This window comes from Kitasatospora sp. NPDC051702 (assembly GCF_040681575.1).
Classification (GTDB): Bacteria; Actinomycetota; Actinomycetes; order Streptomycetales; family Streptomycetaceae; genus Kitasatospora.
In genome coordinates this window covers 69,322-87,562 of record NZ_JBFAZB010000032.1, presented here as the reverse complement: position 1 = coordinate 87,562, position 18,241 = coordinate 69,322, and the positions used below count along the sequence as shown (strand labels likewise).

Annotated in this window: 17 protein-coding genes and 1 pseudogene; 2 read left to right on the top strand and 16 right to left on the bottom strand. The window is 72.1% G+C overall.

Features of this window, described 5'->3' with window-relative positions; translation table 11 throughout:
* Positions 1–34: 34 nt before the first annotated feature.
* Positions 35–463, bottom strand: coding sequence for a hypothetical protein (locus tag AB0N04_RS24950; protein ID WP_360211091.1), 429 nt, complete (start codon positions 461–463; stop codon positions 35–37).
* 188 nt (positions 464–651) lie between these two features.
* Positions 652–843: pseudogene (locus AB0N04_RS24945) on the bottom strand (IS630 family transposase); the annotation flags it as partial.
* Between the two features lie 283 nt (positions 844–1,126).
* Between AB0N04_RS24945 and AB0N04_RS24940 the strand changes: the two are divergent.
* Positions 1,127–1,486: a hypothetical protein gene (locus AB0N04_RS24940; protein ID WP_360211089.1), complete on the top strand. Its 360-nt coding sequence runs from the start codon at positions 1,127–1,129 to the stop codon at positions 1,484–1,486.
* A gap of 97 nt (positions 1,487–1,583) precedes the next feature.
* Here AB0N04_RS24940 and AB0N04_RS24935 read toward each other — a convergent pair whose 3' ends face one another.
* From AB0N04_RS24935 to AB0N04_RS24870, 14 genes are all read right to left on the bottom strand, one after another.
* Positions 1,584–2,033 (bottom strand): hypothetical protein, encoded by a 450-nt coding sequence (locus AB0N04_RS24935; protein WP_360211087.1) that lies wholly within the window; start codon positions 2,031–2,033, stop codon positions 1,584–1,586.
* Positions 2,034–2,210: 177 nt separating this feature from the next.
* Positions 2,211–3,332 (bottom strand): IS630 family transposase, encoded by a 1,122-nt coding sequence (locus tag AB0N04_RS24930; RefSeq protein ID WP_360211085.1) that lies wholly within the window; start codon positions 3,330–3,332, stop codon positions 2,211–2,213.
* A gap of 99 nt (positions 3,333–3,431) precedes the next feature.
* Positions 3,432–4,292, bottom strand: coding sequence for an alpha/beta hydrolase (locus AB0N04_RS24925; protein ID WP_360211083.1), 861 nt, complete (start codon positions 4,290–4,292; stop codon positions 3,432–3,434).
* A 346-nt stretch (positions 4,293–4,638) separates the two neighbouring features.
* Positions 4,639–6,024, bottom strand: a complete 1,386-nt coding sequence (locus AB0N04_RS24920; protein ID WP_360211081.1) for a BTAD domain-containing putative transcriptional regulator — start codon at positions 6,022–6,024, stop codon at positions 4,639–4,641.
* Positions 6,025–6,063: 39 nt separating this feature from the next.
* Entirely contained in the window at positions 6,064–6,915 is an 852-nt protein-coding gene (locus tag AB0N04_RS24915) for an aldo/keto reductase (RefSeq protein ID WP_360211079.1), read from the bottom strand.
* Between the two features lie 221 nt (positions 6,916–7,136).
* A complete protein-coding gene (locus AB0N04_RS24910; protein ID WP_360211077.1) occupies positions 7,137–7,931 on the bottom strand; it encodes an amidohydrolase family protein in 795 nt (264 codons plus the stop codon).
* Positions 7,932–8,070: 139 nt separating this feature from the next.
* Positions 8,071–10,272: a prenyltransferase/squalene oxidase repeat-containing protein gene (locus tag AB0N04_RS24905; protein WP_360211075.1), complete on the bottom strand. Its 2,202-nt coding sequence runs from the start codon at positions 10,270–10,272 to the stop codon at positions 8,071–8,073.
* A gap of 19 nt (positions 10,273–10,291) precedes the next feature.
* Positions 10,292–10,795 (bottom strand): hypothetical protein, encoded by a 504-nt coding sequence (locus AB0N04_RS24900; RefSeq protein WP_360211073.1) that lies wholly within the window; start codon positions 10,793–10,795, stop codon positions 10,292–10,294.
* Positions 10,795–12,027 (bottom strand): hypothetical protein, encoded by a 1,233-nt coding sequence (locus tag AB0N04_RS24895; protein ID WP_360211071.1) that lies wholly within the window; start codon positions 12,025–12,027, stop codon positions 10,795–10,797. The genes AB0N04_RS24900 and AB0N04_RS24895 overlap by 1 nt, the downstream gene beginning before the upstream one ends.
* Positions 12,024–12,959: a DapH/DapD/GlmU-related protein gene (locus tag AB0N04_RS24890; RefSeq protein ID WP_360211069.1), complete on the bottom strand. Its 936-nt coding sequence runs from the start codon at positions 12,957–12,959 to the stop codon at positions 12,024–12,026. Before AB0N04_RS24890 ends, AB0N04_RS24895 begins: the two co-directional genes overlap by 4 nt.
* Positions 12,956–13,825, bottom strand: a complete 870-nt coding sequence (gene rfbA, locus AB0N04_RS24885) for a glucose-1-phosphate thymidylyltransferase RfbA (protein ID WP_360211067.1) — start codon at positions 13,823–13,825, stop codon at positions 12,956–12,958. The genes AB0N04_RS24890 and rfbA overlap by 4 nt, the downstream gene beginning before the upstream one ends.
* Before the next feature lie 51 nt (positions 13,826–13,876).
* Positions 13,877–14,851, bottom strand: a complete 975-nt coding sequence (gene rfbB / locus AB0N04_RS24880; RefSeq protein ID WP_360211065.1) for a dTDP-glucose 4,6-dehydratase — start codon at positions 14,849–14,851, stop codon at positions 13,877–13,879.
* 300 nt (positions 14,852–15,151) lie between these two features.
* Complete coding sequence (locus AB0N04_RS24875; RefSeq protein WP_360211063.1) at positions 15,152–15,712, bottom strand: nuclear transport factor 2 family protein; 561 nt, start codon at positions 15,710–15,712, stop codon at positions 15,152–15,154.
* Positions 15,713–16,123: 411 nt separating this feature from the next.
* Positions 16,124–16,717, bottom strand: coding sequence for a TetR family transcriptional regulator (locus AB0N04_RS24870; RefSeq protein WP_360211061.1), 594 nt, complete (start codon positions 16,715–16,717; stop codon positions 16,124–16,126).
* Between the two features lie 268 nt (positions 16,718–16,985).
* On the opposite strand from AB0N04_RS24870, the gene AB0N04_RS24865 reads away from it, so the two are divergent.
* Positions 16,986–18,215, top strand: coding sequence for an MFS transporter (locus AB0N04_RS24865; RefSeq protein ID WP_360211059.1), 1,230 nt, complete (start codon positions 16,986–16,988; stop codon positions 18,213–18,215).
* The last annotated feature ends 26 nt before the right edge of the window (positions 18,216–18,241 follow it).

The following is an 18,241-nucleotide window of genomic DNA, read 5'->3' as shown; positions in this document are numbered from 1 at the left end:
GCGGGTCGGGCGATCGGGCGGGTGTCCGGTCCGGTCAGGCGGCCTGCAGCGGCCCCGCGAGGGACTTGCGCAGGGCCGGCGGCGCGGCGACGGGCAGCAGCGCCGCGAGCATCCTGCCTTTGAGGGTGGTGGGCCGCCTGGTCAGCTCGACGTCGACCCGGGTGCCGTCGCCCTCCGGGGTCATCCGGAAGACCCAGCCGCCACCGGCGCCGAACAGCTTGGAGTCCAGGGTGGTGACGGTGACGGTGTCGCCGCCCGGCTGCCAGTCGTAGCGTGCGCGTTCCCAGGCGGCGGCGGTGCCCTCGGTGACCTCGGCCCAGGTGTCGCCGAGGTCGTGGACCTCGAAGTGGTCGGCGTCGATGGTGGACCAGGCCCCCGGGCGGGAGGGGCCGAAGTCGGTCAGCACCGCCAGCACGTCCTCGGTGCTGAGCGTGGAGACGAGGGAGAGCCGTACGACTGCCATGGGGTGTCCTCACAATGCGTGACTGTTCTGGCCGGTGACGTCGGCGTTCCGGGCCGGCGTCACCCGGCGGTGGGGCTGGTTCCTTGCGGGTCGGTGCGGCTCACGGGCGCGGCCGCTGGGCCGTCACCCCTGAGTCATCCGACTGCCTTCGCCGGCGCGCGGTGCCTAGTTGCTCTGACCGCATAGGTTCACCGGTTCGCTCGGGCCGCAGTGGCGAGTGGGCGTCCGCCCCAGCGGATGCCTCTCTCGCTGCGGATGCGAGCGCGTTCCTTACGTTCGGCGGCCAGGACGTCGCGGTGGCGGGCGTTGGCGTTGCGCCAGCGGAGGTAGGCATGCAGGGCCCGGGTCTGGACCGTGTGGTTGGGGTGGTGGGAGTTGGCCCCCAAAGCCGCAGCAGCAGCCAGCCGGTGGCCTCCGCCGAGGCCGGCGCGAGGGAGACTGATCGTCCGATCGACGGCGAGCGTGGAGGGCTGACGCACCCGGTGAGAACGATCACCCTCACCCGGTGCGTCGTCCTTTGAGGAGCGTGAGGAGGAGGGGAGCATGAGGCCCGGATCAAGGCTTCGCGGCGAGTTCCCGCGTGGCTGGTAGAGCTCGGCGCGATGGTGGGTCACCGGGATCCGTGAGCAGGCACTGAGTGCTGCGGCGGCTGTGGCTACCGTAGTGTTCGTCGGCGAGATGGTGCGCGCCGTGCGGCATCGTGACGAGCCGAGGATCCTGGCGCGTCTGGTCGGCTCGGTCGAGGGGTACGTGGCGGGCCTTCTGGTCAACGGCGCAGGCTTGGGCGTTTTGGGCACCATGGAGATCGAGAATGATCTGCCTGTGGTGCTGATGGTGCTGCTGACGGGGTGGTGTCTGTCCAACATCGGCGTCAGCGCCGTGATGTTCGTCGTGGTGGCCCAGTCGAGGATTCGGAGGCCAGAGGCGTGGGCCGAACTCGATTTCGTCGAGCGGCATGCCCCGAAATACGGCCAGCCGCCGGAGACGATCGAGGAATACCGGGCGCTGCAGCTTCAGGAGTAGACGTCAGAGGCTTGACCAGCCGAGGAAGGGCAGAACCCCGTGGACGCGATGCCCACGGGGTTCTGCGCTGCTTGGCCGGCCGAGCGGGACGTCGACGCTACTTCCCGCACTTGGTCTTGAAGCCGTCCAACAGAGCCTTGCCCGCATCGGAGTTGTCCCGCACGTACGCGCTACCGCTGATGCTGATCGAGGTGGTGCTGGTTGAGATCGGCTCGCTGCCGGTCCGCTTGTTGCGGCTGTCGTCTCCGGCGACCGTCCAGATGATCTGGGACTGATCCTTGTTGAACTCGCCGGTGCTGGTCACGCCCGGCTTCTCGTAGACACCGTCGCAGCTGTACTCATGATGCGAGACACTGTTGCCCTTGACGACCAGCTGGCCGAGGTCGGACGTGCCGTTGACGTCCTTGACGTAGTAGGTACCGTCGAGCTTGCTGGCGCTGTCGCTGCTTCCGCTGCAGGCGGTGAGTATGAGTGAGCCCGCGGCCAGGGCCGCGATGGACACGGTCATCTTGGCCCGCGTCCTACGTGCGGTCCTGGTGATGCTCATGGTGCTCTCCTTTCATTCGTCCTGGATAGTCGGTTTGAGATAGAAGGCCAGTCAAAATACCCTATGGATAGGTCACTTTGGCTGACCGGGACCACCTATCAGGCGCCTTCTCGGAGGTTGCCGAGCCGATGCCCAGTCAGCGCTAGTTGTTCTGACCGCATAGGTTCACCGGTTCGCTCAGGCCGCAGTGGCGAGTGGGCGTCCGCCCCAGCGGATGCCTCTCTCGCTGCGGATGCGAGCGCGTTCCTTACGTTCGGCGGCCAGGACGTCGCGGTGGCGGGCGTTGGCGTTGCGCCAGCGGAGGTAGGCATGCAGGGCCCGGGTCTGGACCGTGTGGTTGGGGTGGTGGGAGTTGGCGATGGTGAACTGCCGCAGCGGTCCGAAGTGGGCCTCGATCGGGTTGGCCCAGGAGGCGTAGGTCGGGGTGAAGCACAGTTCGACCTTGTTCTTCTTCGCCCAGCGGCGGATGTCCGCGCCGGTGTGGGCGGAGAGGTTGTCCAGAATGATGTAGATCGGGGCGCCGTCGGGCCGGGCGGCGCGGATCGACTTCAGTGCGGCCAGGCTGTTGGCGGTGCCCTTGCGGCGGCGGTTGACGCCCCACAGTGTGTCGTCGCCCACGGAGTAGCAGCCGTGGAAGTAGGTGATGCCGTGGGTGCGGCGGAAGGTCGCCGGCAGCCGGTCGGGCCTGCCCTGCTTCGCCCAGCAGGAGCCCGCGGTGGGCCGGATCCCCAGGGGTCCGAACTCATCGAAGGCAAAGACCCGGTCCGGGAAGCGTTCCACAACATGCTCGATCCGGTCGAGCTTGGCGTTGCGGTCGGGGTCGGGGGACTCCTTCCAGGTCTTGGTGCGCTGGAAGGTGATGCCGCGGCGCCGGAGCAGGCAGCGTAAGGCCTCCCGGCCGATACGGATGATGCGTCCGTGTACTTTCCGCAGGTAGTCGGCGAGTTTGCGTACCGACCAGCGGGTGAAGGGCTGGCTGAGCTTGGCGGGGCGGGTGGTGGCCGTCTGGACGACGAAGTCCTCGTCGTCAGGGGTGAGCAGGCGGGGACGGCCTCCCGCCCATCGAGGGTCCAGGCAGGCCAGACCGATCTCGTTGAACCGGTGGATCACATCCCGCACAGTGTCCTCGTCGGCGTGGACCAACCGGGCGATAACCGGCACCCGGTTCCCGCCGGCGGACGCCAACAACATCATTGCCCGCCGGTAGCGCACCGAGCTGGTGCTGCCCCGGCGGACGATCTGCTGCAGCTTCTGTCCTTCCTGATCGGTCAGTCTGCGGACCCGCACAGGCTCGGCCACCCCACCTCCAGTAATCGGAATGGACGTCACCACCCATCCAACCGCGCCACCCGCCAATCCGGTGAACCTATGCGGTCACAGCACTAGGCGGCGTCCCGGTCAGCGGGCGGTGGCGCGGGCGGCCCGCTCGATGACGTCCGCGACGAGGCGCGGGTGCGAGACGGCCACGGAGTGGGACGCGGCGACCTCGGTGGTGCGGGCGTGCGCGCGCTCGGCCATGAAGCGCTGCACGGCCACCGGGATGTTGAGGTCGCGCGTGGTGACGACGGCCCAGCTCGGCTTGGTCTCCCAGGCGGCGGAGGTGGCCTTCTCGGTCAGTGCGGACTGGGCGACGGGGCGTTGCGCGGCGGCCATCAGCGCGGCCCGGTCGGCGGGCACGTCGGCGGCGAACTGCTGGCGGAACCTGTCCTGCCGGATGTACAGGTCGGTGGCGGTGCTGCCGTCGGCCTGCCGGTAGGTGACCGGGTCGAGGGCGTCCGGGAGGGTGGAGCCCGGGTACTTGCCGGTGAGCTCCAGGGCGCTCTCCCCGGGGGCCGGCAGGAAGGCGGCCACGTAGACCAGGCCCTTGACCAGCGGGTCGTCGGTGGCGGCCTGGCTGATGACGTTGCCGCCGTAGGAGTGGCCGACGAGGATCTTGTCGCCCTTGACGTGGTCCAGGACGGTGCGCAGCGCGGCGGCGTCGGAGGCGGGTCCGCGCAGCGGGTCTGCGGCGGCGACCACGGGGTAGCCGTCGGCGCGCAGTTCGGCGATGACGTCGTTCCAGCTGGAGCCGTCGGCGAAGGCGCCGTGTTCCAGCACGATGGTCGGCCTGGCGCGGCCGCCGAAGGCGTCGGCCCCGGCGCCGGTGGTCGCGCCGTCGGCGATCCCGGTGAGGGCGAACGCGCTGAGCGCCAGGCCCGCCGCGAGTGCCGAGACCGCTCCGGCTGCCAGCCGGCTGCGCCCACCCCTGATGTCCACCACGTCGAACCCCACCTTTCGGACCTCCCGACGACGGGACGGGCCGATCTCGTCGGCCCCGTCACCGTCCTGACAGGTGATGAGACTGCCCGATGCGACCGTCACCAGTCAAGCCGGTGACGCAGCGAGGGTAGGGTTCTGCCCTATGGAGTTGGTGGGGAGTTATCGCCTGCGAGTCACCGGATTGACAGGTGATGCTCGCGGCTGCAAGCTGATGGCGGCCCGGCCGCGATGTGCGGGCCGCCCGGTGCTGAGCAGGGCCGCCCGGTGCCGCCCGGCGGGTGTCGGAGAACAGGTGGACGGCGCTGTCCGACCTGTGTCCGAACCTCCAGCGGCTCCCGCGGGGGAGTCAGACGACGGGCCGCCCCTGGGGCGGAGTGAGCATCACGATGCGCAGGTCGGGGTTCCCGATCGGGGTGAGCAGGTGGGAGACCACCTGCACCGGTGCCGGCGTGATCTGCGGGACGCTGACGGTGTACTGGTGGTTCTCGCGGGTCTCGACCTCGATGGCGTCCCGCATCAGGGTGGAGGCGCGCTCGCCCCGGGCCTTGAAGGCGTTCAGGATGCCGGTCAGGACCGGGTCGCCGGGGTGCTTGGACAGAGCGAGCTTCAGCATGCCGAGGTAGACCAGGACGTGGCTGTCCCAGTCGTGCAGGGTGACCCTCGCCATCGGGTCGGCCAGGGCCCAGCGCAGGAGGTTGGCGTCGTCGCCGGCCAGCGAGGGGAACCAGCGCTTCATGGCGTGGTTGCCGTGCAGGATGTTCCAGCGCGAGTCCATCACGTAGCCGGGGTTGGGCTCCTGGCCGCGCAGCAGTTCCTTGATCCAGTCGGGTACCTGCGGGCGGGTCCGGTCGGCCGTGCGCGGCTTGGGCACGGTCGGGGCCGCCGGGGCGGCGGCGAGGCCGTGGGCGCTGGTCCCCAGGCTGCGGTAGAGCGCCTGCAGGTGGGGGGAGGGCAGCACCCCGAGCAGGTTGGAGAGGATCTTGCGCAGGTTGTTGTACTCGTCCAGGGCCTCCAGGACCCGGCCGGACGTGGCGAGGGTGGTCATCAGGAGCTCCCACAGCCGCTCCTGGAGCGGCCGCTGGGTGACCTCGCGGCGCAGCCGGGCGACCACCGCGGGCGCGCCGAGCTGCTTGACGGCCAGTTGGCACCAGGTCTCGAGCACGGCGTTGCGCTCCTCGTGCAGGGAGACCGCCTCGTTGGCGAAGGGGTGGCCCTCCAGGCCGTCCAGGGCTGGCCCGCGCCACAGGTCCAGGGCGTCGGTGAACTGCTCCAGGCCGACCCGCTCCTCGCCGTTCTGCAGCAGGACGCGGGCCCGGCGGACGGCGTCCCGCCACAGGACGACGTCGCTCTGCTGGGCGTTGAGCAGGATCCGGTAGCCGCCGGGCTCGGTGCGGATCAGGTCCTTGCCGTCGGGCAGGCCCTGGCGCAGCTTGGAGATGATCTTGCGGATCTGGTCGATCGCGCTGTCGGGCTCGTTGCCGCCCCAGGTGGACTCGATCAGCCGGTGGTTGGGGATCACGTGCGGGGACGAGAGCACCAGGTGGACCAGGACTCGTCTGGTGGCGTCGCCCCGGATGTTGACGGGCTCGCCGTTGATCCGGATGGCGGGCGCCCCCAGCAGGCTGACGTGGAAGGCCTCCCGCGGGGCGAGCTTGCCGACCCCGTTGGACGGCCCGTGGACGATGGGCAGCCGGAAGCCCGCGGAGGCGAGCGCTGCGGTGGAACTGTTCATGGGTGTCGATCCTTCCGTCAGTGGCGGCGATGGGCAGGGTCAGACGAACAGCTCGGCCAGTGCGGTGCGCTGATCGGCGGTCAGGGGCGGCGCGGCGCCCGCCGCGACGTTGGCCAGCAGGTGGGCGGGGTCGAGGGTGGCGGGCAGGGTGACGTGCACCCGCTCGTCGGACAGCCCCCAGCGGAGCAGGGCCTCGGACGCGTCGGTGCAGTCGGCGGCGGCCGCCAGTCGGCGGGGGTCGGGGGTGCGGTTCAGCAGGCCGCCCTCGGCGAAGGGGCGCATCACCAGCACGCCGATGCCCAGTTCCCGGGCCAGCGGCAGGATGCGTTGCTCGACGGCGCGTTCGCGCGGGTTCAGCGGGATCTGGACGGTGTCGTAGACGCCGGTGCGCATGGCCTGTTCCAGGTCGGCCGCGGTGCCGCCGCCGAAGGCGTGGTCGCGCCAGTAGGTCAGGCCGATCCGGCCGATCCGGCCGCGCTCGCGCTCCTGCTGGAGCCAGTCGGTGTGGTTGCGCCAGCCGATCACGTGGTGCAGCTGGAGCAGGTCGACCCGGCCGTCGAACAGGCGCAGTTGGTTCTCGAACTGGCGCCTCCCCCGGGCGGGGCCGTCGGCCCAGATCTTGGTCGCGACGAAGGCCTCCTGCCGGGCGGTGCCCAGGGCGCGGGCCAGCACCTCCTCGGAGCGTCCGTAGACGGGCGCGGTGTCGAAGACCCGCACCCCGTGGGCGAGGGCGAGGGCGACGATCTCGCGGGCCAGGTGCTCGCGCCCGGCGGGGAGGTCGAAGCGGCGCCAGGTGCCGAGTCCTACGCAGGGCAGGTGGGGGCCGGTTCGGCCGAGCCGGCGTGCGGCCGGGGTCTGTGAAGCTTTGGCGGGGATCTCGGGGACTAGCATGACGTAAGGGTGACTCAATCAGTCCTTTTCATGCAACTGGTTGGTTTAAATAACAGAGCGTCACGAGGTCTGCGACCAGCGGAAATCCGCGCCATGGCCGCCCCGGGCCGGTGAAACGTGACCTACATGACAGCGGGGGCGGGCGGGAATCGCTCCCGTCCGCCCCCTGCAAGGATTCTGACGTTCAGTCAGACTGTCGAATCGTCAGATTCGGTGAAGATTCAGCCCGCGATCCCCAGCAGCTCCGCGAGGTTCTCACCCATCACCCGGGCCCGGGCGCCGGCGTCCGGGATCACCCGCTCCACCAGGATCCGGTTGGTGTACATGTCGGCGAACGGGGTGTTGGAGCCGAACAGGCAGCGCTCCGGCACCTCCGCGGCGGCCAGCCGCGGTGCCAGCGAGACGAAGGAGGAGCCCAGGTCCAGGTAGAGGTTGGGGATCTCCTTCACCAGCTCGATGGTCTCCAGCCAGTTCAGGCCGCCCAGCACGCCGATGACCACGGGTACGGACGGGAAGCGGCGGGCCAGCTCGGCCGTGGTGCGGATGTCCCCGGCGGTCTGCGGGGCGAACCCGTGCACCAGCAGCGGCAGCGCCCGACCGCCGACCGCGGCCTCCTGCACGGCCCGGAACACCGGCTCCAGCTTGGCCGCCTCGTCGGACCCGAAGGTCAGCTCGCCGACGCCGGCGTAGCCGGGCTCGAGGACCTCCTGCTGGAGCGCCTTGACGGTGTCCTCGTACGACAGGCCCACGGGCACCTTGCCGAAGGCCACGAACCGGTCGCCGCCCTCGGCCAGCGCCTCCCGCAGCTCCCGGCTGGGCCGCTCGCGGCCGTCCGCCTCGCCCTGCAGGACCCGGTGCAGCACGGACATCTCGCTCTTGAACGAGGCGATGTCGGTGGAGTGCTCGATGTGCGGCAGGGTCGACAGCAGCACCGCGCGGTCGATGCCCGCCTCGTCCATCGCGGCGATCTGGGCGGAGGTCGGCAGGACGACGTGCTGGTGGCAGTCAAAGATCATCGGAAGGTGTCCTTCGGTCGTGGTGAACGGCGTGCGGCGTGCGGCGAGCGGCCTGCGGCCCGTGGGGAACGGCGCATGGCGGGTGGTGGACCGCGCGGGGCGTGCGGAGCCCCGCGCGGTCGCCCGGGGTGACCCGGGATCAGGTCATGATGACGGCCCAGTACGGGTTCAGCTTGCCCTCCAGCATGTGCAGCGCCTGGATCGCGATGAAGCCCTCGTCGGTGGTCTCCGAGGCGCCGCCGGGCACCCGGCCGAAGCCGCCGTCCGAGCTCTGCCGCGCGGCGATCCAGGCCCGGCAGGCGGCCGGGTCGGCGGGCTCCGAGCCCAGCACGTACAGCGAGGCGATCGCGTGGTAGGAGCCGACGAAGCTCTCCGGGCCCGACGGGCGGTAGCGGAAGCCGCCGGCCTCGGTCTGCAGGCCGCGCAGCCAGGCGATGGTCTCCTCGTGGCGCGGCGGCTCCAGGCCGAGCGCGATCAGGGTGTCGACCACCCGGAAGGTCGCGAAGGTGTCCGAGGGGTGGCCGGGCTGGTTGCCGTAGCCGCCGTCCTGGTTGCGGCAGGCGGCGAAGTAGGCGACCAGGTCGGCCTCCCGCTCCGGGCGCCGGCCCAGGGCCAGCAGCGCCAGGACGGCCAGGTTGCAGTGCCAGGCGTCGCCCGGGTAGCCGGGGGCGTTGCCGAAGGCGCCCTCGGCGTGCTGGCAGGCCTGCAGGAACGCGGCGCACTGGTCGGTGTCGTAGTCCGTGCCGCCGAGCACGGTCGCCGTCAGCACCGCGCAGTAGGTGGTGAACGCCTCCGAGAGCAGGCTGGGCTGCTCGCCGAAGCCGCCGTCCGGGTTCTGGGTCGCGTAGATGCCGGCCAGCAGCTGGTCGCGGTTGGCGATCGGCTCGTTCAGCGCCATCAGGTCGGACACCACGTGCAGCACCGAGAAGGTCTGTGCGGTGCGGTCCGAGCGCAGGCCCAGCGGTGCCCGGTACGGGGTCAGGCCGTAGCCCAGGCCCGAGGCGGTCGAGCGCAGCCAGGCCAGGTAGGCCGGCAGGTCGATCAGTCCCTCGGACAGCGGCTCGCGGGAGACGTAGGAGAGGTCGCGCTCCAGCGGCCAGGGCTTCAGCTCGGGGGCCGGGCCGGGCACGGTCGGCGCGGGCTGCTCGCGGTCGCCGAGGGCGGCCAGCGCCAGCAGCTGGGTGGTGGCGTGCTTCTCGTGGAACGGCACGTACGCGGTGTTGCCGACGGAGAAGGCTCCCGCGGAGCGCGGCGGCACCATGACGTGCCGGGCGAGCGGGACGGTGGCGTCCACCGGGGTGGAGAACCAGCTGCCCTGGCCCTGGAAGATCCCGCCGACCGCGGTGTCGGTGTAGCGCCAGAGCTCGGCGGCGGCCAGCGCGGACAGCTCCTTGGCCCACACGTCGTCGGACAGCTCGGCGACCCGGTCGGCGGCCAGCACGGCCAGCGCGTGGTCGGGCATCAGCTTCGCGGGGAACGGCGAGTCGGGGCGGCCGTACTGCGCCAGCAGCGGGTCGACCCGGGTCTGCGAGTCGGCGGACACCCGGTCCCACAGGCCGCGGCCGCGGGTGTGCTCGTGGGTGTCCAGGTGGCGCAGCACCTTGCGGGCGTGCTCCAGGGCGCCGAGGTCCGGCGATCCGGCGGCGGTGGCGCGCTCGTGCAGGGCGGACCAGGCCAGCACCGCCAGGGCGCTGGAGCGCAGCCGGTAGCCGTGGAAGGCGTCCGGCTCGCCGCGCGCGGTCAGTGCCGCCCAGGCGCCGTCCGCGGAGTCGAACGCGGCCAGCTGCTCGGCGGCGGCGGTCAGGAACGAGGCCCAGAACGCGTCGCCGTCGTCCACCGCGTGCGCGGCCAGCACCAGCACCGCGACCTGCTCCAGCAGGCTCGCGCCGTCCAGCACGGTCGCCCCGTCGCGGTGCAGGCGGGCCGGCCAGCCGCCGGCGAGCACGGACTCGGCCAGCGGGCGCAGCCCCGCCCGGGCCTCGGCGGCCGTCGCCGGGTCGTCCAGGGCGGTGCCCGCGTGGTGCAGCGCCCACCAGGCGAGCGCCTGGGTGGCGGGGGTGCGCACGTCGCCGACGGGGTGCACGGTGCCGGTGACGTCCAGCAGCTCGTGGAAGCCGGCCGCCTGTGCGTCGTCGAACTCGCGCAGGGCCGTCAGCAGGGTGCGGGTGAGCTCGGGCTCCTCGGCCTTCGCGAGCACCAGCACGGCCAGGGCCGCGTCCCGCAGGGTGCGGTCCGGGGTGACCGGGTCGGCGGCGTCCCGGCCGAGGACGGCCGGGACGCGGCCCCGGGCGTCCACGAAGTTCTCGGTGAAGAAGTCGTGCAGGGAGGGCGGTCGGGACATCGGGACTCCTCGGTCGGTCTCAGACGGTTTCGGGAAGCGGGACGAAGCGCGGGTCGAAGCGCTCGTGGACGTACAGGCGGGCGCCGTCGTCGCAGCTGATCAGGTACTCCTTGTAGGCGCACGGCTCGTCGTCCGGGCTCCAGCGGTCGGTGCCGCTCCCGAGCAGCCGGCGGTGCTGCAGGGTCAGGGTGTCGCGCAGCCGGTGGCCGAGCGGGACGGCGTCGTTGGCGGCGCCGGACCAGCCGCGCGGGGGTGCGGTGAAGACCACCAGGTTGCGGCTGACGACCTCGTCGTCGTCGGTGACCAGCACCGAGTGGCGCTCGACCACGGTGTGCTCGGGGCCGAGCCCGAGCGAGGCGAGGGCCTGCGGCGGTGCCTGGCCGGCGCCGACCCGGTGCTGGAGCGAGACCCGCACCGACAGCCGGCGGCCCAGCAGCGACTCCAGCAGCACCGTGGTGGAGCCGTCGCTGGCCAGCAGCATCCGGGTCGCGACGGGCAGTGCGAGGGTGGCGGGTGCCGCCATCAGCGGGCGCGGCCGGCGGCCGCCAGCAGGTGCCGGGCGGCGAGCGCGGTGCCCGGGCCCTCGGGGGCGACGGCGAGCTGGCCCGGGGTCGGGGCGTCGTGGTCGGGCCGGACGGCCAGCAGCGGGGCGACCGTCGCGGCGAGCTGCTCCGCGGTGGGGTCGATGCAGGTCGGGAAGCCGAGCAGGTCGAGCCTGCGGGCCGCCTCGACCTCGTGGTACTCGCCGAGGCTGCCGAGCACGAAGACGGTCGGGATGCGCATCGCCGCCACCTCCGTGACGGTGATCCAGCCGGGCGCGGAGAGCAGCACGTTGGCCTCCCGCAGCAGCGGCATCCACTCCGGCAGGTAGGGCAGCTGGATCACCGACTCGGGCGCCGGGACGGGCTCCCGGCCCAGCAGCACGAACTGCAGGTCGGGGTGCTGCCCGCGGAGCAGCTCGTAGGCCTCCAGGTAGCGGTCGACGACCTTCTGCTTGTTCTCCAGGAACATCGTGGTGCCGCCCACCGAGCCGACCATCAGCGGCCCCTCGGGGATGCCGAGCTCGGCGCGGGCCTTGCCCTCGGCGTCGGACGGCGGGATCCGGCGCACCATCGGGCCGGTGAACACCGCGTTGCCGCCCGGGCGCAGGGCCCGGGCCACCGCGGTGCCCTCGTCGAGCTCGGGGACCAGCGGCTTGTCGGTCAGCACCAGTTCGGCGCCGGAGACGATCCACTCGAAGCAGGCGTGCAGGGCCTGGCGGCCGCGCCGCAGGTCCTCCGGCTCGATGTCGAAGCCGCCGTCGACCAGGGTCTGGTCGTCGAGCTGGTACAGGGTGAAGTCGTACCGCTCGGTGACCAGGGCGTGCCGGGTGCCGAGGATGGCGGCGGCCATGCTGGCGGACATGTTGTAGTCGCTGACCAGCAGGTCGGGCCGGTGCTCCTGGATCAGGGCCAGGTACTGCAGGATCCGCTCGCCGTTGACGAACGCCGGGGCGAGGTAGCCGCCGATGTAGCCGTCCCAGTCCATCCGGCGGCCCAGGTTGCTCTTGGTGGCGTAGTCCACCGGCCGGCCGGCCGCGAGGTCCACCACCGTCACGCCGGCCTCGGTGAACAGCGGCGTGAAGGTGGACTGCAACGAGCCGAGCAGCACGGTCAGTTCGGCGTCGGGCTGCTGGGCCAGGATCTCCCGGGCCAGCGACAGGACGCGCATGTTGTGTCCCGAGCCGGTGGCGGCGGGTGCGAACAGGATCTTCATCGCGGGCTCCTGGTGTCGGAAGGGGTGAGTACTCCGTGGGTGGTGCGGCCTTCCGGCACGTCGCCCACCACGATCGCGCCGTCGGCCACCCGGGCCCGGTCGCCGATCGTGCAGGGCCCGATGACGGTGACGCCCGAGCCGATCAGCACGTCCGCGCCGATCGAGACCGGGCCGGCCCGCCAGGGCAGTGAACGCCGGCCCAGGTCGTGGCCGCTGGAGAGGACCTGGACGTCGGGGCCCAGGACGGTGCGGTCGCCGACCGACAGTCCGCCGCCGGCCTCCAGGACGGCGCGGGCGCCGATCCGCACGCCGGTGCCGAGCCGGATGCCGCCCAGGGGCGACGGCCCGTCGGGGCGTCCGAGCGCGATCGGCCCGGGGCCGATCCGGACGTCCACGCCGCCGCCGAACTCGGCGTCCAGCAGCCCGCCGGTGCCCACCCGCCAGCTCGGCGGCAGGGTGACCGCGCGGGGTGCGCGGCGGCGGACCAGGGCGACGATCGCCGACGGGTCCGGCAGGCCGTCCTCGACCGGTGTCCGGTGGCGCAGGATCCGCGCCGGCCGGCCCACCACGATGGTGTCGTCGGGGACGTCGCGGGTGACGTGGGCGCCGGCCGCCACCACCGCGCCCCGGCCGAGCCGGACGCCGGGGGCGACCACGGCCCGGGCGGCGATCCAGGCGCCGGCCCCGACGGTGACCCGGGCGCCGCCCGGCTCCCCGACCCGGGCCAGGGAGGCGACCATCGCGCCCGGCCCGAAGTCGGCGGCCGCGATCGCGCTGCGGAAGCCGATGAAGACGCCGGCGGCCAGCGTGCTGTCCTCCAGGGAGACGCCGTGGCGGACCCAGCAGCCCGGGCCCACGGTCGAACCGTGGGTACGGGTGCGGGGCTCCACCAGCGCGCCGTCGTGCGGTGCGGTGTCGGTCGGCGGGGTCATGCGCCGGCCAGCTCCAGGACGTACTGGCCGTAGCTGGAGGAGGACGAGAGCCGCTTGCCGATCAGGGTCAGCTGCTCCCGGTCGATGAAGCCCATCCGGTAGGCCACCTCCTCCACGCAGGAGATCCGGATGCCCTGGCGCTTCTCCAGGATCTGCACGAAGGTCGAGGCCTCCAGCAGGCTGTCGTGGGTGCCGGTGTCGAACCACGCCGAGCCGCGCCCGAGGTTGACCAGCCGGGCCCGGTTCTCCCGCACGTAGGTCAGGTTGAGGTCGGTGATCTCCAGCTCGCCGCGGGCCGACGGGGTGAGCCGGGCGGCCCGGTCCAGGGCCTCGTTGTGGTACATGTACAGACCGGTGACGGCCAGGTTGGACTTCGGCCGGTCCGGCTTCTCCTCCAGGCTGACGATCGCGCCGTTCTCGTCGATCTCGGCCACGCCGTACCGCTCCGGGTCGCTGACCGGGTAGCCGAACAGGGTGCAGCCGTCCAGCCGTTCGACCTCGCGGCGGAGCATGGTCGGCAGCTCGTGGGCGTAGAAGATGTTGTCGCCGAGCACCAGGCAGAGGTCCTCGTCGCCGACGAACTCCCGGCCGATCAGCAGGGCCTGGGCCAGGCCGCCGGGGTTCTCCTGGACGGCGTAGCTGAGCTCGATGCCCAGGTCCCCGCCGTCGCCCAGCAGTTCGCGGTAGACGTCGAGGTGGTGCGGGGTGGAGATGATCAGGACCTCGCGGATCCCGGCGTGCATCAGCACCGAGAGCGGGTAGTAGATCATCGGCTTGTCGTAGACCGGCAGAAGTTGCTTGGAGTGCACGCTGGTCAGCGGGCGCAGTCTGGTGCCGGACCCGCCGGCGAGGATGATGCCGCGCATGAGCTGTTCCTTCCTGGTGCGGAGGTGTGCGTCTTCCGGAACTGAGTCGGATCAGGCGGCGTTCGCCAGCAGCGGCTGCCACCAGGCGGAGTTCTCCCGGTACCAGGCCACGGTCTGCGCGATGCCGTCCTCGAAGCTGACCTGCGGGCGGTAGCCGAGCCGGCGCAGCTTGCTGTCGTCGATGGAGTAGCGGCGGTCGTGCCCCTTGCGGTCGGCGACCGCGCGCACCGAGCTCCAGTCCCTGCCGAGGGCGTGGAGCAGTACCCCGGTGAGCTCCTTGTTGGTCAACTCCCGCCCGCCGCCGATGTTGTAGACCTCGCCGGGGGCGCCCTCGCGCAGCACCAGGTCGATGCCGCGGCAGTGGTCGTCCACGTGCAGCCAGTCGCGCACGTTCAGCCCGTCGCCGTAGAGCGGGACGGTGCCGCCGCGCATCAGCGTCGTGGCGAACAGCGGGATGACCTTCTCGGGGAACTGGTACGGGCCGTAGTTGTTGCTGCAGCGGGTGATGCTGACGTTCAGGCCGTGGGTGCGGGCGAACGCGCGCACCAGCAGGTCGGCGCTCGCCTTGGCGGCGGCGTACGGGGAGTTGGGCTCCAGCGGCCACTCCTCCGTCCAGGAGCCCTCGTCGATCGAGCCGTACACCTCGTCGGTGGACACGTGGACGAAGCGCGCCAGGCCCTCCTGGAGGGCGGCCCGCAGCAGGTTGTGCGTGCCGACGACGTTGGTGCGCACGAATTCGCCGGAGTTGCCGATCGAGCGGTCCACGTGGGACTCGGCGGCGAAATTCACCACCGCGTCCACTTCGGAGAGCAGTTTGGGGACCAGCTCCTCGTCGGCGATGTCGCCGTGGACGAACCGCAGTCGGCCGTCGCCGGAGACGGGGGCGAGATTCTCCAGATTCCCGGCGTAGGTGAGCTTGTCGAGAACGGTGACGCCGGTCACATCGGTGCCCAGTCCGCCGGTCAGCAGACGGCGGACGTAGTTGCTACCGATGAATCCGGCGCCGCCGGTCACCAGAATGTGCATGGGAAAGCTCCTCTGGTAGCTGTCGAGAAGGCGACGGACTTGGCGCCGTCCGGTCCTGAGGTGCGGTGATGACCCACCGTCGGAGACCCGCACGGGCCCCTCGAGGACAGTTCCCATCGAAACAGTCGAACGTTCTTTCGCCCTACCGGCGACCTACCTTCCGGGTACCGGAATGGCGGCCCGAAACACGGCGGAAGCAAAAGAGCTCCCGCGGACCGCGGTGCCGGCCCGGGCGGGGCGGCGTGCGGTCCGCGGGAGCTCCGTCGCGGATCCGGTGGTGGATTTGTCGAAGGTGGTTGTCTATTTCGGGTCGAGCTGGGCCTGGAAGACGGCGTACTCGAAGTAGGCCCTGCACTCCTTGATCAGACCGGCGGAATCCAGCTGGAAGACGTTGATCCCGGACCAGTTGACGGGCCGGTTGGACAGCGTGACCGCCGCACCCCGCCAGGTGACGGCGACGAAGTCGGCGGTGGCGTGCGCCTCCAGCGGGGTGATGCCCAGGAAGGGGCGGAAGTTCGGCAGGACCGAGGCGATCCGGGCCCGGATGGCCGCGCGGCCGGTGATCGGGGGCCGGCCGACCGGGTCGTGGAAGACCGCGCCCTCGGCGAAGGCGTCCGCCCAGGCGCGGGCGTCGGCGCGCTGCGAGGCGGCGAAGAACTGCAGCACCGAGGCCGGCATCGCGGGGAACCCGGCGTAGCCGTGCGGCGGTTGGTAGTGCTTCGCGTCGGGGGCCGCCTCGTCGCGGGCGGGCGCCGCGGAGGCCGGGGCGGCCAGGCCGCCCGTCAGCGCGCCGGCGCCCAGCAGCGCGCCGAAGCCGAGGGCCGTGCGACGGCCGACCAGGGCCTGCTCTGCCGTACTCATGGGGTACTCACCTGTCTCTCGGTCGGTGGGCCCGCGGCCGCCTCTCGGTCGGTGGGCCCCGAACCACGGGGACGCCGCTCCCCGGCCGGGTCGGTCGCGCGCCGCCGGGATCGAGGCCGGGGCACCTCGCAGGGGTATCCGGGCAGGCGGGGGCTCGACCCGCGGACTGCCGGGGAGCGGCTCGGGGGCCTCCGGCCCGCGGGGAACGCGTGAGCCGTGGCTGAGCCCCCAACCTAGGGCGGGCCCCGCGCCCGGACAAGCTTTTCGATGAAGGTGGAAGTACCGGCGCCGGCCGGGTGCGGAGCGGGCCGGGAGGGCGTCCGGTGCCGGTCCGCCGGCCGGGTGCGGAGCCGGTCGGGCCGCCCGGTCAGGCCGCCCGGGGGTGCGTGCGGCACCCCCGGGCGGGCCGGGTCACTTCTGGCCGGCGATGGCCACGGCCGCGGCGATGACGGAGGCCTTCACCCGCTCCAGGGCGCCCTCGTCGTCGCCGACGATCATGCGCCTGACCTGCGGGACGGCCATCGGCCAGCCCACCAGCCCGGTGAAGATCAGCAGGAGCGTCGGCGCGTCGATCGCGCTGATCTGCTCGGACTCGGCGGACCGCACGCTGTTCAGGTCGGCGGCCTTCTGCTGGTAGTGCGCCCGGCGGGACTCCTCGTCCGGGACGGTCTGGTCGGTGAACTCCAGCGCCTCCCAGAGCAGCAGGCGGGTCACCTCGGGGTGGTTCTGGTGGTACGTGAAGAGGCGGTCGAGGTAGTCGGTGACGTCCACCTCGCCGTCGGCGGTGGGCGGCGGCACGGCGGCCGCCAGCTCGCCCAGCGACCGCTTGAGCACGGTGGCGAAGAGCGTCTCCTTGTCGCCGAAGTAGAGGTAGATCGCCTGCTTGTTGGCCTGGGCCTCCCGAGCGATCCGGTCCACGCGCGCGCCGGCGACGCCGTAGCGCGCGAACTCGTCGAGCGCGGCTTGGTAGATCCGGTTCCGGGTTTGCTCGGAGCGTGAGGTCATCGGCCAGGCATCCTCGGGTCTCGCGGACGGGGGGAGGGGTAAACAAGTGACTGGTTAGTTTAGTCGGCCGGGTCAAGCCCGACCAACCGATTGAATAAACCATCTGGTTGGTGTAGAACTCGTCGTGACGCCGCCGACCGACCGGCTGCCTCCTCCGCCGGTGCCACACGGCCGGTTCAACACCCTCGCCGTGCCCGGGGATCCGTCCTTCCCCGGCGCGATCAGCGCACCAGCCCGCTCACCCCATCCGCGTGACCAAGGATCTGTCATGACAGACACTCCGGTTCTCCCCCGTGCCGTGGCCGACCCTCCCGGCCCCACCACCGTCCGCCCCATGCTGTTCCTGGTGATGGCGGTGTGCAGCGGAGCCACCGTCGCCAACGTCTACCTGGCCCAGCCGCTGCTGAAACTGTTCAGCGACAGCCTGGGGATCTCCCACTCCTCCGCCGGCATCGTGGTCACCTGCGCCCAGTTCGGCTACGCGGCAGGCATCCTCTTCCTGGTCCCGATGGGCGACGTCCGGCGGCGCAGGCCGCTGCTCGCCACCATGCTGGGCGTCACCACCGCCGTGCTGCTGGTGGCCGCGGCCGCCCCCGGCCTCGGGGTGCTGGCCGCCGCCACCGCGGCGATCGGCGCCGCCACCGTGATCCCGCAGGTCCTGGTGCCGCTCGCCTCCGAACTCGCACCGCCGGAGAAGCGCGCCGCCGTGGTGGCCAACGTCCAGATCGGCCTGATGACCGGCATCGTGGGCTCCCGGGTGATCGGTGGCGCGGTCGGGCAACTGGCCGGCTGGCGGGCCGTCTACCTGCTGGCCGCCGTCCTGACCGCGGCCACCGGTGCCCTCACCGTCTCGCTGCTGCCCAAGGAGGGCGCCCGCCCGGCCATGAGCTACGGCAGCCTGCTCGCCTCGCTGCCCCGGCTGGTGCGCGACGAGCCGGCCGTACGGCACGCCTGCGTGCTGCACGGCGCGCTGTTCGGCGCCTACAGCGCCACCTGGACCACCCTCGTGCTCGTCCTGACGAACAGTCACTACGGTTACAGCAGTGCGGTGGCGGGCCTGTTCGGCGTGCTGGGCCTGGCCGGTGCGGTGTCCGCCCCGTGGGCCGGGCGCTACATCGACCGCAAGGGCGCGCAGCCGATCATCATCGCCTCGCTGGTGCTCACCCTGGTCTCGGCCGGCGCCTACGCCCTCGGCGGCTCGCTGCTCGTCGCCCTCGTGGTGGCCATCGTCCTGGCCAACGTCGGGGTGCAGTGGAGCCAGATCGCCAACCAGGCCCGGATCTTCGCCTACGTCCCCAACGCCCGCAGCCGGGCCAACACCGTCTACATGGTCGCGGTCTTCCTCAGCGGGGCGGTCTCCGCGGCGGTCGCCAGCGCCTGCTTCGGCTCCTACGGGTGGGGCGGGGTCTGCGCGGTCCAGGCCGTGCTCGCGGCGGTCGGTCTGCTGACCGTCCCGCTGATGCGCCGCCACGACCGCCGCCACCCGGTGGCCGGCTGAGCCGGTTCCCGCCCACTCGCCCGTGA